Below are 14,907 nucleotides of genomic sequence, written 5' to 3'. Positions count from 1 at the left end.
TTTATCTCTCCCCTACCTCGATTATCCACTTTACAGCATCTATAATATAATATGGCTCATCTTTTTGAATATAGTGACCGCTTTGTTCTGCAATTACAAACTTATTATTGCTTGATAATCGTAATAATTCTTCTTGCAATTGTAACCATTTCATTTGTGCTTCTTGCAAATAAAAGGCTTTTTTACCAGCAGCTAACACGATAAGTGGAATATTTCTCATTGACTGACAATGTTTATCTGCTTCACCTAGACTAAACATAAACTCTTCATAAGAACTTTCATGTACAAATTGTTTATAGTAAGCTTCTTGAAATTCAGGAGACATGATCGGCAAAAAAGCTTCTTTATAATTTTCTGGTGTTGAATCAACTAAAACTACTCCCATCATATTCTCGGGATAAAAAGTCGTAAATAAACGTGCATTTATACCGCCAAAAGAATGTCCTATGAAAATATAAGGCGGTTTCAGTTGCAATTTCTCTAAGCAACTTCTTAATTCTTTTATCATTTCAGAACTAATACGTCGTTTGGAACTAACCCCACTTTTCCCCAATCCCGCTCGATCATATGTAAGTACAGTCCCAAATTCAGTCAGTTCTTCAGCAATATGCTCCCATGCCTTTGAATAATCGCCATAACCTGCATCCATTATAATAACTGGCTGCAACTTCTTTCCTTGAAATACTCTTGAATACATTCTAAAATCATCAACTTGTACATATTTTTCTATACTTTTAACCATCGACGATCACTTCTCTTCGATTAAGTTCCTCTTCAATTTGATTAATTATTTCATCTACAGATAAAGATCCATCCAAAACAATATCTGAATTTGGCTTTACAGTATGAAGCGCCTCCAAATAAGCTTTTCTAGCATATGTTATATAATGCTTTAAATCATTATGTATTTCACTCCTTGTATCTTCCTTAAAATCTCGCAAAATTCTTCTAGCCATCGCAATATCTAAAGGCGTATCTATAAATATAGTTACATCAATAAATTGCCGCATTTCACTATTTAAGTATGCAAAAGGATAATCTACAATAATATAATCTACATTACTATCTCGTATAAGATGCTGAATATCCTTAATTAATGGTGTGAGTACCCATTCATCATAATTTGCTCCATCATCAATCCATTTACAAATATCTGCAGGACAGTTATCAAAGTGGTAGCTATCAAAATATAGAGCTTTTGAATTTATTAACTTATGAGTTAATCTTTCTGTAACAGTAGTTTTACCTCCCCCTGAAACAGCTGCAATTGTAATGATTTTCGTCTTTTTATTCATAATTTTCCCCCAACCCTCTTTTAATTAACATAATATAATTATAGGAAATGATTATTTTTTAGCTCTCCATTCATATTCTAACATACTCATTTCCCATAAATTCCAATACATTTCCCCTACTTTTTTTGACTCTCTTAATAAACCTTCTTTTATAAATCCTATTTTTTCATAACATGAAATGGCTGATGTATTAAAATCATAAACACCAAGTGTTACTCTATGTAGTTTTAATTCTTCAAAAGCAACATGAAGTACTGCTTTCATCATATGTTTCCCTATAGAACGTCCTCGCATTTTCGTATCACCAACTAGTACTTTTCCAATTCTTGCAGATCTATTTATATTATCAATTTGTCCAAGTGAAATATGACCAATTACTTCTTTGCTATCTTCATCTATTACTTTGAATGCAAGTGTATTTGTACTTTCTATATATTGTTCTAATTGCTGATCATTTAAAGGATATGTAAATGCATTTCCTGACCATTGTATTAAAAATTCTTCGGAATTAATCCAATTTATTAATTGTTTGAAATCGGATCTTTTTAAGGGTTCTAATTTAATCAACTCCATTCTCCTTTCATACACCATTCTATATATCCTCAAACTTATTTCTATATATAGAATATATTCTCCTTTTATACGAAATGAAAATAAAGCCATTCATATGAATGGCTTTACAAATAAACAGCATAATTATGCTTTATTTGCTACATCGACACCATTAAAATCAAACTCAGCAGTAACCGTTGTAACAGGTGGGAAAATTGCTTCAATTTTGCAAATGGAAATAATTACTCCAACCGATCCAGGAATAGCTGCAAGCTTAACTACATCACAACTTACAGACGAAACAGTACCTACATAAGTACGTCCCTCTGTATTAATTTGAACTGTTCGATTAATTAATTTCTTAAGTTCATCTCTAATTCCTTGTACACAAGAATTATCACATTTCTCATGCTGTTCTTTTTTACACTCTTCGAATACTTCCCAACAATCATCCTGTTTACATGTACACTTCTTTTTACAATTATTAAATCGAGAACCCAATACCTCACCCCCTAATCCTTTCTATTAGTAAAGTATGTCCACTAGCTTAAAAGGGTACGAGGCAAACACATAGAAAGAAAAAAACAAACGATTGTACTAAACTCTTCTTGCATTATTAACTATAAAAACATACCTCTCCTAATTAAAAGCTTGTTTCATTAGAAGCCGTGAATTTATTCCTACTTCATTTAATGTTTAAGCACCACTTTCTAAAAAAATCTTTTTTCTTTTAAATAAGTCGCCCCTTAAAGGTGCACCAGATTTCCCCATTGCTTCACATATACATAGACTTTGTTTGCGCTAATATAGTAGGTTTTTCCTTCGCTATTATGAAATATACATTCAGAAAAGCGTACTCCAAAATAAGATATTATTTATAAACATAACGTTTTCTTCAACAAGTGTTTATTGAACAATATCATAAATAAAAGTTCTCTCTACTATCTCTTGAAAATTAGCATAGTTTGTATGAACTCTATATCAAGTAGAAAGCACTCTATCATATAAAGGTAAAATAGTAGGTTAATAAACAAGCCATTTTTTTATTAAAACATAGAATAATATGAACACTATTGAAAGGAGGTAGAAATGAATGTCCTGGAAAAATGATTGCTGGAGTTCTCAAAAAAAGCATTGTTGTAATGATTGGTGGAAATCTAAAGAAAAACATCATTGTGATGATGATTGGAGTTCTCAGAAAAAGCGTTGTAATGATGATTGGAGTTCTCAGAAAAAGCGTTGTAATGATGATTGGTGGAAATCTAAAGAAAAGTGTCATTGTGATGATGATTGGAGTTCTCAGGAAAAACATTGTAATGATGATTGGTGGAAATCTAAAGAAAAGTGTCATCGTGATGATGATTGGAGTTCTAAACGAAATAAGTGTCGTTGTAAATGTTTCTTTATTTGTTGCCATTGTAAAAGGAAGAATTGGTAATATTTTCGATGTCAACTTAAAGGCAAGAATATGTCTTTTGGAACCAATCGGGCTTTTCCGGAAAGTTGATCCCACACCTACTTCCTTGCTTTCGCTGAATTTTGAAGTGGGGGCATTACTGCCCGGCAAATAGCGAGATAAATACTAGAATGTAATATATAAAAAGCTGACTGAGATAGTCAGCTTTTTATATATTAACACGTAAAGGCTTAAACAGACATATAAGCAGTCACGCTTTGTCATCACCTTGTTGTTGTAAATTAGTATTTCTCCATCGAATAGACATCCCATAATATCGTATTTTGATTAAAACTATAAAACATACTTAACACTAATAGTAGAATTTTTCTTCTTCATCAACCGCACTTCTTCTCTTTTTATAAAAATAAAAAAGGAGCACTATTTATTAAACTGTACCCTATAGAATAGACACTTAAAAAAAGTCTATTCTATAGGGTATTTCTTGTATAATGAGAGAAAAATGAGAATCGGAGAAATTTCAAAATGACGAAAAAATTGCTTACAGAAAAGGAAATTCAAATATTATCAAAAAATCGATACGTAAAATCGGTAAGCCAAAAAGGAATTACCTATACCGATGAATTCAAGCGTATTTTTATTAAGGAAAATGAACAGGGTAAACCACCTCGTATTATTTTTGAAGAATGTGGTTTTGATATAGATATCATCGGTCTACAACGTATTGTGTCATCAGGAAATAGATGGCGTACGTCCTATAAGCAAAACGGTGTATGGGGCTTAAGAGACACACGTAAGGAAAACTCAGGAAGAAAGTCAGAAAGAGAACTTACATTAGAGGAGAAATATGCACGTTTGGAAGCGGAACGAAACTTATTAAAAGCTGAAAATGAACTGTTAAAAAAGATCAAATTTATGGAAGGGAGGATGGGAAAGAAATAACGTTACACGCTAGTCAAAAGTACCTATTAATTCGTTCTATCATTGAAAAATACCGCCTGAAAAATATGGTGAGATATTTGTGTCAGGTCGCAGGCGTTTCACGTTCTGGATACTATAATTATTTTTTAGCCATTTCTCAAAGTCGGCGAGAGAAAAGAATACATCAAGATGAAATAGTGAAAGAGATTATATTAAAGGCATTTCGATTTAAAAACCGAAAAAAGGGGGCTCGTCAGATCAAAATGACATTGGCGGGTCAATTTCAAGTTGTCTACAATTTGAAACGCATCCGTAGAATCATGAAAAAATATGGGATAATCTGTCCTATTCGTAGAGAAAATCCCTATAAAAAAATGTTGAAAGCGACGAAAGAACACTTCGTGGTACCCAATCGATTAAAACGCGAATTTAGGCAAGGTGTACCGGGAAAGGTACTTCTTACAGATATCACATACCTGTTTTATGGTAAGAATCAAAAAGGATATTTATCTACTATTCTAGACGGGTCTACGAATGAAGTTTTGGCGTATCATGTTTCAGAACGACTTACCTTAGATATCGCAACGACGACGCTGCACAAACTAAAGAAGAATAAGAAGGTACGATTAACGCAAGATGCCTATATTCATTCTGATCAAGGTGCTCATTACACAAGTCCTACCTATCAAAAATTAGTCAAAAAATTAAAGCTGGGACAATCTATGTCAAGGCGAGGAAACTGTTGGGATAATGCCCCACAAGAATCTTTTTTCGGGCACTTTAAAGATGAAGCACACATCAAAACTTGTACATCTTTCACACAGTTAAAACAAGAAATTAAAGACTATATGAAATACTATAATCAGCACAGATATCAGTGGAATTTAAAGAAGATGACTCCTGTCGAATACAGAAACCATCTTCTTGATGCCGCCTAACTTTTTTTAAAATGTCCTTTACAAAGGGTACAGATTATTATATAGAGCTCCTTTTTAACTTTATAATTTACTAGACTGCAACCCCTGAATAAACGGAACTACCTCAGGATTCACAAGTGATGATAAATCGCCTAATTCTTTTCCTAAATAAGCGGCTTTAATGACGCGTCGCATTACTTTAGAATTACGTGTTTTCGGTAAATCTTCTACAACGTGAATATCTTTTGGACATAATGCTTTTCCAATATGAGAGTTTACTAAACTCATTAATTCTTTCTTTAATTCTTCAGTAAATGTTACATTATCTCTTAATACTACAAAACAATGACAGACTTCACCTTTTACATCATCTGGTACACCAATCGCGGCAGCTTCTATGACATCATTATGCTTTACAAGAATTGATTCATATTCAGCAGGTCCAATACGTTTCCCAGCAATGTTTAACGTATCATCCGAGCGTCCTGTAATAATATATTGCTCACCATCGTAAACAACCCAGTCACCATGAACCCATTTATTTTCAAAACGTGACCAATATGTGTTCACATAACGCTCATCGTCTTCCCAGAAACTTTTCGTCATACCAACCCAAGGTTTCTCTAAACATAATTCTCCAACTTCATCACGAATCGGATTGCCTTGATCATCGAGCACAACCGCTGCCATTCCTGGTAAAGAAGCGTTAAAGCTAATCGGTGCAATTGGTTTAATAAGGACGTTCCCGAAAATCCCACCAGAAATTTCAGTCCCGCCTGAATAGTTACAAATTGGTACATTACTTTTTCCAACTGTTTCAAATAGCCACATCCAAGGATCTGGATTCCAAGGCTCACCTGTTGAAGCAAATACTTCTAAACTCTTGAGTGAATGTTTATTTACATACTTATCACCTTTTGCCATTAACGCACGAATTAATGTTGGTGATATACCGAGATGTGTAATTTCATATTTATCAACTGTCTCCCATAAACGATCTGCTTCTGGAAAGTCCGGAACACCTTCATACATAACCATCGTTGCTCCATTAATGAGAGAGCCAAATAATAAAAATGGTCCCATCATCCATCCCATATCAGTTACCCATAATACGCGGTCACCTTGTTTGATATTCATTCCAAATCCCGCATCAAAAGCTGCTTTTAAAGGAAATCCAGCATGAGTGTGTACTGTCCCTTTCGGTTTTCCAGTAGTACCTGATGTATAAATGAGCATTAATGGATCATCACTATGCATTTCTTCAGCATGTACAAATGGTTTTTCTTTTTCTAACGTACTCCATGAGAAATCATAATTATGCGGTGTAAAATCATTTCCTGCATGACGCACGATAACAACTTTTTCAACAGTTGGACAATGCTCACAAGCTTTATCTACTTCATCTTTTAATGAAACAATTTTACCTCGGCGTGAAAAACCATCTGCAGTAATAATCATTTTAGACCCTGCCGCTTGTACACGTGTCATGACTGCATCAGATGCAAATCCTGAGAATATTGGTGAAATAATTGCTCCGATCTTCATAACCGCTAGCATCGCAACAACGGTTTCTGGAATCATCGGCATATAAATTGTGACACGATCACCTTTTTCAATACCCGCATGTTTCAAACCGTTTGCAACGCGACTTACCCAGCTATCAAGCTCCTCATATGTAAATGATTTTGAAGTTCCATTTTCCCCTTCATACTGAAGTGCTGGTTGTGTCCTCGTTTCATCATCTGCAAGCCAGCGTGATAAAACCGATTCTACAACATTACATGTTCCGCCATTATACCACTGTGCAAATGGCGTACCATTTTCTAAATCTAGCACTTCTGTATAAGGTTTCATCCATTGATAGCCAACTGCTTTCTCAGCTTCTCCCCAAAACCAAGCTGTTTCTTCGATTGACTTATTATAAAACGTTTCATAATCTTCATAGCCCAATGATTTCATCCAACCATATAAACGCGTTTTTTCTTTATACTCTTCTGTTGGAAACCAAACTGCTTGTTTCAATGTTTTCCCCTCCTTGACTTTTTGAGCAAGAAAGCCCTAAATAGGGCTTTTAAACTGGATAAACAGGATGTTTACGATCCGTAAACACTTGATATTTACTCATATACATTTCGAATCGTCCTTTTAACTCTTCTCTTAAATTGTTCGGATGAACAATACCATCAATGACCATCTCTGATGCTAAATGGTAAATATCAATATCTTTCTTATACTCTTCGCGTTTTTCAGCAATGAAGCTATCACGCTCTTCTTCAGGTAAAGCTGCAATCTTATTTGCATATACAGCATTGACCGCGGCTTCTGGACCCATTACCGCAATAGAAGCTGTTGGTAATGCTAGGCAGCAATCTGGTTCAAAAGCTGGACCTGCCATCGCATATAAACCAGCACCATATGCTTTACGAACAACGATAGAAATTTTCGGTACAGTTGCTTCACTCATTGCGGAAATCATTTTTGCACCGTGACGAATAATACCAGCACGTTCTACTTTTGTACCAATCATAAATCCAGGTACATCTGCAAGGAATAGTAACGGAATATGATATGCATCGCATAAATTAATAAATTTCGCTGCTTTATCAGCTGAATCGTGGAATAATACGCCGCCTTTCATACGCGGTTGATTTGCAATAATACCAACTGGCTTACCATCAATACGTGCTAAACCTGTAATGAGTTCTTGAGCAAATAATTTTTTCACTTCATAGAAAGAACCTTCATCAATAACTCTATTAATAAGATCTTTCATATTGAAAGGAGCATTTTGATTTTCTGGAATGATTTCTTCTAACGTTTTATCGAATTGTTTCGGTTCTTGAGGTGTAACTAATGGAGTCTTTTCTAAGTAGTTGTTTGGAAAATATGAAATGTATTGTCTTGCTTGTGTAATTGCATCTTCTTCTGTCTTACATAAAACATCTCCGCATCCTGATACAGAGCAATGCATACGAGCTCCGCCCATCTCTTCTAACGTTACCTTCTCACCGATAACCATCTCAGCCATACGAGGAGATCCTAAATACATAGATGCATTTCCCTCAACCATCATTACAACGTCACAAAAGGCTGGAATATAAGCACCACCAGCTGCAGAAGGTCCAAATAACAAGCATACTTGAGGAACTTTACCTGATAATTTCACTTGATTATAGAAGATTCTTCCTGCACCGCGGCGCCCTGGGAACATTTCAACTTGATCAGTAATACGTGCTCCAGCAGAGTCAACTAAATAAAATAACGGAACACGTAATTTTTCTGCCGTTTCTTGAATACGTAAAATCTTTTCGACTGTACGTGCACCCCATGATCCAGCCTTTACTGTTGAATCATTCGCCATTACGCATGCTGTACGACCATGTATTTTACCCGTTGCTGTTATAACACCATCAGCGGGTAACCCTGTTTGTTCACAATTTGCAAATAATGCATCTTCTACATATTCACCATTATCAAATAAAAGAGCTAAGCGATCTCGAACGAATAGTTTACCTTTCGCTTTGTTTTGTTCATGATATTTTGGTGCGCCGCCTTGTTTAATCGTTTCAACTCGTTCTTCAAATGTATTCGATTGTTGTTTTTGATCTAACATATTTACTCCCCCTTATACATTGGTGTGCGTTTTTCCTTGAATGCCTGTAATCCTTCTAATCTATCTTTCGTATGGATTACACCTTCATACGCTTGTTTTTCCATTTGTAATCCGGTATGTAAATCAACTTGAATACCGTTTGAAATTGCTTCTTTCGCTAATCGAACAGCAATAGGGCCATTACTAGCAATTTTCTCTGCTATTTCAATTGCTTTTTCTTCAAGTAAATGAGCTGGTACAACAAATTCTACTAGACCATATTCTTTCGCTTCTTTTGCTGAAATACGTCTTCCTGTATAAATTAATTCTTTCGCTCTACCAACACCAATTAATCTTGGCAATCGCTGCGTACCACCCGCTCCTGGTATAATTGCAAGTGTAGTTTCAGTAAGACCAAGACTTGCAGATTCAGCCGCAATTCTAAAATCACAAGCTAAACTTAATTCCGTACCACCACCAAGTGCGATGCCATTTATAGCAGCAATAACTGGCTGTGGTAATTGTTCAACCATTTCCATAGTAGTACGAATCATACTAACAGCATGGCGAACTTGTTCTTCATTCATACCAGCGCGTTCTTTTAAATCAGCACCAGCACAAAACGCTTTTTCACCAGCACCTGTTAGAATAACTACACGAGTATTTGCCTCTTCATTTATTTGAGTTAATATGTTTTGTAACTCTTCTAATAACGCTAAAGATAATGAGTTTGCTTGTCTTTCACGATTTAATGAAATCTTTACAACGTGCGGTGTTACATAATCAACTGAAATATTTTGTAATTGTAGCATCTTCTCACCTACTTATCGTTTTATGTTGAAGCGCTCTATACACATGACTCGGTAATTGGATATTTAATTTACTTTGAATAAATTGACTCGCTCTCAATAACTTCTCTTCATCAATATTCGTTTGGACCCCTAACTTATGGAGCATATGAACTAAGTCATCAGTTGCAACATTGCCCGATGCTCCTGGTGCATATGGACAGCCGCCAAGACCACCACAAGAACTATCAAATGTTGTAATACCATATTCTAAAGACTTTACTACATTCGCAAGAGCCATTCCGTACGTATTATGGAAGTGCATTGCAAACTGTGAAGCATTATATTTCTTTAATAAATGCTCTAATACTCGCTCTACTTGTAACGGATTCGCTACTCCGATTGTGTCACCAAGAGACACTTCATAAATGCCGTATGAAAATAGTTGATCACATAATTCGTCAACTGCTATGACGCTTATATCGCCTTCATAAGGACATCCAAATACAGTAGAAACATAGCCTCTTACTTTTTTCCCTTCGAATAATGCCTGTTTTGTTATATCTTCAATTACAACTAATGCTTCTTGAATTGATTTATTAATATTGCTTTTATTATGAGATTCACTTGCTGATAAAAAAACATTCACCTCATCTACATTTTGCAAAAAAGCTCGCTCCAAACCATTTTGATTTGGAACAAGCGCTGCATATGTAACATTTGGATCCCTTTTCAGCTCAGAAAACACATCATTTGCATCTGCTAATGCAGGGACCCATTTAGGGTGAACGAATGAGGAAACTTCAACGTACGATAATCCAGCCTCTGTAAGTAGTTGAATCCATTTTACTTTATCTTTTGTGCCAACAATCTTTTTTTCATTTTGTAAGCCATCACGTGGCCCGACTTCTTTAATGACAGCAAAATTAGGTAGTTTCAATTCGCTTCCCCCTATATCTCCCTATTCAATTTCTAGTAATACATCTCCTTCATTTACAAAATCGCCTTCTTGCACATTAATTTTCATAACTGTGCCAGCTTCTTCTGAAACGATTGGAATTTCCATTTTCATAGATTCCAAAATGACGACATCCTGTTCTTCCTCTACTGTATCCCCTACTCCTACAACAATCTTCCAAACGTTTCCTGCCATCGATGCATATACTTTCGTCATCATTTTTTCCCCCTTAGTATTGTTAAATCTTATTTTTTAACAAGTTGTTTCGTTACAAAACCTGTTGTATAAATGCCCTCTTTAAACACTTCGTCCTCTAATACTTGAAGTAGCATTGGCGTGTTCGTTTTAATACCTTCTACTTTTAATTCTTCTAATGCATCGTGTAATTTGGAAATTGCTTCTTCACGCGTTTCACCATGAGCAATGACTTTCGCAATCATTGGATCATAGAAAGGTGTAATCGTTACTTGATTCTCCAAAAAGTGATCAATACGTACATTTGTTGGAAGCGTTAAATCTGTAATTTTCCCAGGTGATGGGAAGAAGGTTTTCGGATCTTCTGCATAAATACGTGCCTCGATGGCATGACCACTACGTTTTACATCATTTTGTGTAAACGATAATTTTTCACCATATGCAATTAGAAGTTGTTGTTCTACAAGATCTAAACCAGTAATTTCTTCTGTAACTGGATGCTCTACTTGTAATCTCGTATTCATCTCTAAAAAATAGAAGTTTTTCTGATCATCTACAAGAAACTCAACTGTACCTGCATTTGTATAACCAAGTGCTTTAGCAGCTTGTACAGCAACTTCACCCATCGCTTTTCGTGTACCTTCATCTAAAAATGGTGAAGGTGCTTCTTCAATTACTTTCTGATTTCGGCGCTGTACTGAACATTCACGCTCCCATAAATACACTGTGTTACCATGTGTATCTGCTAAAAGCTGAATTTCAATATGATGTGCATCTGCAATATAGCGCTCTAAATACATTTCTCCGTTACCGAAGAAGTTTTGTGCTCTTGTTTTGTTGCTTTCAAATGCTTTGGTGAGCGTTTGCTCAGTTTCCATCAACTGCATTCCAATGCCTCCGCCGCCTGCGGATGCCTTCAACATTAATGGGTAACCAATTTGTTTAGCAATTTCAATTGCTTCTTCAGCAGTTTCAATATTTGTAGTAATACCTGGAACTACTGGGACATCTGCAGCTTGCATCGCAATACGTGATTCGATTTTACTTCCCATCTTCGTAATGATTTCTTCTGATGGACCGATAAATACGATTCCTTCTTCTTTACAACGAACCGGAAAAGATGGATTCTCAGATAATAATCCATACCCCGGATGGATTGCTTCAGCATTTGTCTTCTTAGCTATTTCAATAATTTTTTCAAGGTTTAAATAGCTTTCTTGGACACGCGGCCCACCTACTAAGTAAGCTTCATTTGCCATTTTTACATGCAAGGCATTTTCATCTGCCTCAGAATAAATAGCAACAGTGCGAATGCCAAGTTTTTGACAAGTTTTCATAATACGAACTGCGATTTCCCCGCGATTAGCAATTAATATTTTTTGAAACATAGTGATTCCTCCTTTTTATCTACATCCTAAATGTCTAGCAATTACAAGACGTTGAATTTCAGAAGTTCCTTCACCAATTTCTAATAGTTTTGCATCACGAATATGTCGTTCTACTTCATATTCACGCATATAGCCGTATCCACCGTGAATTTGTACCGCTTGATTGGCAATACGACTAGCAGCCTCAGATGCGAAAAGTTTTGCCATAGCCGCTTCTTTACCGAAAGGTTTATCGTTATCTTTTAACCAAGCTGCTTTATGTACTAAATTACGCGCTAGCTCTACTTCAGTCGCCATATCAGCTAATTTAAATTGAATCGCTTGGAAATTAGAAATTGACTTTCCAAATTGTTGACGTTCTTTCGCATATTGCAGTGCACGTTCAAATGCAGATTGCGCAATACCAACAGCTAATGCTGCGATTGAAATACGTCCTCCATCAAGTGTATATAAGAATTGTTTAAACCCTTTATTTACATCACCAAGTATATTTTCTTTCGGTACACGTACACCATCAAGTACGATTTCACATGTATTAGAAGCACGTACGCCCATCTTATCGTAAGGGCTTGAAATCGTTAACCCTTCACTAGTAGTCGGTACGATAAATGCAGAAATACGTTTTCTACCATTCTCTTCAACACCGTTGACAGCGGTTACAATAATTGTGTTTGCATACTCTGCATTTGTAATCCAACACTTCTCACCACTAATAACATACTCGTCTCCATCTAATATAGCTTTCGTTTGTGTACCGCCTGCATCAGATCCAGCATTCGGCTCAGTTAGTCCGAAAGCACCTAACGTTTTGCCTGATGCCATTGGAACTAAATATTTCTGTTTTTGTTCTTCTGTACCGAAATAATAAATTGGAGAAGCACCTAATGAAATTGTTGCAGCGTAACTTAATCCTGTTCCACCACAAGCACGACCAATTTCTTCAACTGCTAACGCGTACGATACAGTATCGCCACCTGAACCTCCATACTCTTCTGGGAATGGGATACCTAATAATCCTAGTTCGCCCATTTTTTGAAATGTTTCATATGGAAATTCTGCAGTTTTGTCATAATATACAGCTTTCGGTGCGATTTCCTTTTCAGCAAAGTCACGTACCATTTCTTTAATCATTTGTTTTTCGCGAGTTAGAGTAAATTCCATTCCGCTACACACCCCTTATCGAATATTGAGTTTCGACAGCGTGCGAGTTTCTACTACAAACATTACGAATGAAAAGACAAGAATATTAGTTAGATAATTGTTATAATTCTGTCATAATTTAATTTTAAAACAGATTCTGTACTAATGCACAAAAAAATTCCTACATTGTTCTACAACAACATAGGAGTTTTATTGTCGAATTATGTAATTTTTTGTTTAATAATCTCTACCTTTACCTGAATCTGAAATCTCTACTAAAGCTTCAGGATATGGTTCGAAATATGTTTGTCTTAATAAATACTTTTCATCAAATCGAAGAGCCCATGATTTTAAAATTGCAAGTAAGCTACTAAGCGGAATTTTCTTTTCTTTATATTTTTGTATCAAATCTAAAAAATGATCTTTTTCTTGTTTTTTCAGCTTTGTTTTAAAGTATCCAAAAATATGCTCACATACATTTACATTCGATGTATAGCGGGGTGTGCGCATAAATAATTCATATAAAGTCTTCTCATAATTTTCAAATACAACTTCAATCTTTTCATTTTTGTGATTTGCAATAATACGCCCTAATTCCTTTTGTTTTACCTGATTATATGCCATAAATAAATATTTATTATCCGACTGAAACGATACGAGGTCTTTCATATTTTTATTCCGTTTCATCATCTTGTAATATGCGATTGTAAATAACCTTGTAAAGAAATGTTCTCTAATAATAAAATTCGACAATCTACCTTCTTCTTCAATTGGAAGATGCGAAAAATTTTTTATTACTGCTCCGCCAAATAAACCAGGTCCCTTTCCTTTTGCTGGTGCTTTTTCAAAACCAGAATAAATTTTCACATCACGCGTACCACAACTTGGCGAACGATTTTTTAAAATAAAACCATCCACATCTGATATCGTTTGTAAAAATTCATTTGAAAATTGCTCCATTTTTTCAGTGAGGTCTTCTCTTGTAGACGGTTGCACAAGTTTATTCACCCCTTTTTCTTCTACAATGCGTATCGTTTCACGAGGAGTCCCCAATCCAATCTCGACTTCTGGACAAACAGGTATAAATGTAACAAATGGCTGCAAATTTCGTATTGTTACATCGGGAATCATCTCTCCATTATAACGACAAGCATCAAACTCTAAACATTTACTTACAACGATTGTAGGTTTTGCAAATTGTCGCATTTCATTACCTCCTTAATGCTAGTCCGTATAATATAAATTGTACTAAGATTAACATTTTAAGCAAAGTTTGATTCATTTAATTTTATGATACATATATAGCCAATAATATATTAGCAATCATTCAACTCTATTTTCTATAAATGTGGCCTTTATAATGATGGTTTAGAAACTGTGAAACGAATAATACACACATGCTCTGGAGAAATTAATATGTAAGAAAGGAGGGAGCGTTATGAAGAAAAAATTATCATCTATTTTAAGTGTTTTAGCACTATCTATTATGTTTTTAGGTACATCTGTACAAGCTGAATACGATGGAACTAATATGAATAGAGTTAATAAAACTGATATTTCAACTCGAGTTAATGACAATAACTTAGACAGAGTTAATAATGATGTAAGAACTCGAAATGTAAATACAACAAATGATTTAAATGATAATCGTGATAGAAATAATAATTGGGCTTGGCTCGGTTTATTAGGACTAGCAGGATTATTAGGCCTTAGAAGAAGAGACAAAGAAACACGTTAATTTAGA

15 protein-coding genes are annotated in these 14,907 nt (G+C 35.2%); 3 read left to right on the top strand and 12 right to left on the bottom strand.

Going from position 1 to position 14,907, the window contains the following annotated elements:
• Position 1: 1 nt before the first annotated feature.
• The 4 genes from MKY00_RS12655 to MKY00_RS12640 all read right to left on the bottom strand — a co-directional run bounded on the left by MKY00_RS12655 (position 2) and on the right by MKY00_RS12640 (position 2,348).
• A complete protein-coding gene (locus MKY00_RS12655; protein WP_016717535.1) occupies positions 2-742 on the bottom strand; it encodes an alpha/beta fold hydrolase in 741 nt (246 codons plus the stop codon).
• Positions 735-1,295 (bottom strand): AAA family ATPase, encoded by a 561-nt coding sequence (locus tag MKY00_RS12650; RefSeq protein WP_016717534.1) that lies wholly within the window; start codon positions 1,293-1,295, stop codon positions 735-737. The genes MKY00_RS12655 and MKY00_RS12650 overlap by 8 nt, the downstream gene beginning before the upstream one ends.
• Positions 1,296-1,346: 51 nt before the next feature.
• The gene (locus MKY00_RS12645; protein ID WP_033677803.1) at positions 1,347-1,886 is read right to left on the bottom strand and encodes a GNAT family N-acetyltransferase; all 540 of its coding nucleotides are present in this window, start codon (positions 1,884-1,886) and stop codon (positions 1,347-1,349) included.
• A gap of 105 nt (positions 1,887-1,991) precedes the next feature.
• The gene (locus MKY00_RS12640) at positions 1,992-2,348 is read right to left on the bottom strand and encodes a hypothetical protein (RefSeq protein ID WP_000535574.1); all 357 of its coding nucleotides are present in this window, start codon (positions 2,346-2,348) and stop codon (positions 1,992-1,994) included.
• A 572-nt stretch (positions 2,349-2,920) separates the two neighbouring features.
• On the opposite strand from MKY00_RS12640, the gene MKY00_RS12635 reads away from it, so the two are divergent.
• Positions 2,921-3,418 (top strand): hypothetical protein, encoded by a 498-nt coding sequence (locus MKY00_RS12635; RefSeq protein ID WP_178378400.1) that lies wholly within the window; start codon positions 2,921-2,923, stop codon positions 3,416-3,418.
• A 371-nt stretch (positions 3,419-3,789) separates the two neighbouring features.
• Positions 3,790-5,123, top strand: a protein-coding gene (locus MKY00_RS12630; RefSeq protein WP_085966774.1) for an IS3 family transposase whose coding sequence is annotated in 2 segments (ribosomal slippage) — positions 3,790-4,177 and positions 4,177-5,123 — 1,335 coding nt in all. Because the reading frame shifts where the segments join, the coding sequence is not laid out codon by codon here.
• A 60-nt stretch (positions 5,124-5,183) separates the two neighbouring features.
• Here MKY00_RS12630 and MKY00_RS12625 read toward each other — a convergent pair.
• From MKY00_RS12625 to MKY00_RS12590, 8 genes are all read right to left on the bottom strand, one after another.
• Complete coding sequence (locus tag MKY00_RS12625) at positions 5,184-7,124, bottom strand: AMP-binding protein (RefSeq protein ID WP_000806485.1); 1,941 nt, start codon at positions 7,122-7,124, stop codon at positions 5,184-5,186.
• A 49-nt stretch (positions 7,125-7,173) separates the two neighbouring features.
• The gene (locus MKY00_RS12620; RefSeq protein ID WP_000886752.1) at positions 7,174-8,715 is read right to left on the bottom strand and encodes an acyl-CoA carboxylase subunit beta; all 1,542 of its coding nucleotides are present in this window, start codon (positions 8,713-8,715) and stop codon (positions 7,174-7,176) included.
• Between the two features lie 2 nt (positions 8,716-8,717).
• Positions 8,718-9,506: an enoyl-CoA hydratase gene (locus MKY00_RS12615; protein WP_000939803.1), complete on the bottom strand. Its 789-nt coding sequence runs from the start codon at positions 9,504-9,506 to the stop codon at positions 8,718-8,720.
• Between the two features lie 4 nt (positions 9,507-9,510).
• The gene (gene mvaB / locus MKY00_RS12610; protein ID WP_016717531.1) at positions 9,511-10,422 is read right to left on the bottom strand and encodes a hydroxymethylglutaryl-CoA lyase; all 912 of its coding nucleotides are present in this window, start codon (positions 10,420-10,422) and stop codon (positions 9,511-9,513) included.
• A 21-nt stretch (positions 10,423-10,443) separates the two neighbouring features.
• On the bottom strand, positions 10,444-10,659 hold the full coding sequence (locus MKY00_RS12605; protein WP_001985297.1) for an acetyl-CoA carboxylase biotin carboxyl carrier protein subunit: 216 nt from the start codon (positions 10,657-10,659) through the stop codon (positions 10,444-10,446).
• Between the two features lie 26 nt (positions 10,660-10,685).
• Positions 10,686-12,023 (bottom strand): acetyl-CoA carboxylase biotin carboxylase subunit, encoded by a 1,338-nt coding sequence (locus MKY00_RS12600; protein ID WP_016717530.1) that lies wholly within the window; start codon positions 12,021-12,023, stop codon positions 10,686-10,688.
• A 15-nt stretch (positions 12,024-12,038) separates the two neighbouring features.
• Positions 12,039-13,184, bottom strand: coding sequence for an acyl-CoA dehydrogenase (locus MKY00_RS12595; protein ID WP_000397274.1), 1,146 nt, complete (start codon positions 13,182-13,184; stop codon positions 12,039-12,041).
• Between the two features lie 216 nt (positions 13,185-13,400).
• A complete protein-coding gene (locus MKY00_RS12590; protein ID WP_016717529.1) occupies positions 13,401-14,369 on the bottom strand; it encodes a YbgA family protein in 969 nt (322 codons plus the stop codon).
• A 232-nt stretch (positions 14,370-14,601) separates the two neighbouring features.
• On the opposite strand from MKY00_RS12590, the gene MKY00_RS12585 reads away from it, so the two are divergent.
• Positions 14,602-14,901: a WGxxGxxG family protein gene (locus MKY00_RS12585; RefSeq protein ID WP_016717528.1), complete on the top strand. Its 300-nt coding sequence runs from the start codon at positions 14,602-14,604 to the stop codon at positions 14,899-14,901.
• The last annotated feature ends 6 nt before the right edge of the window (positions 14,902-14,907 follow it).

This window comes from Bacillus sp. FSL R9-9834, from assembly GCF_038006905.1.
Classification (GTDB): domain Bacteria; phylum Bacillota; class Bacilli; order Bacillales; family Bacillaceae_G; genus Bacillus_A; species Bacillus_A pacificus.
Note: the sequence above shows the minus strand (reverse complement) of the source record. Positions and strands in the feature narration are given on the sequence as shown.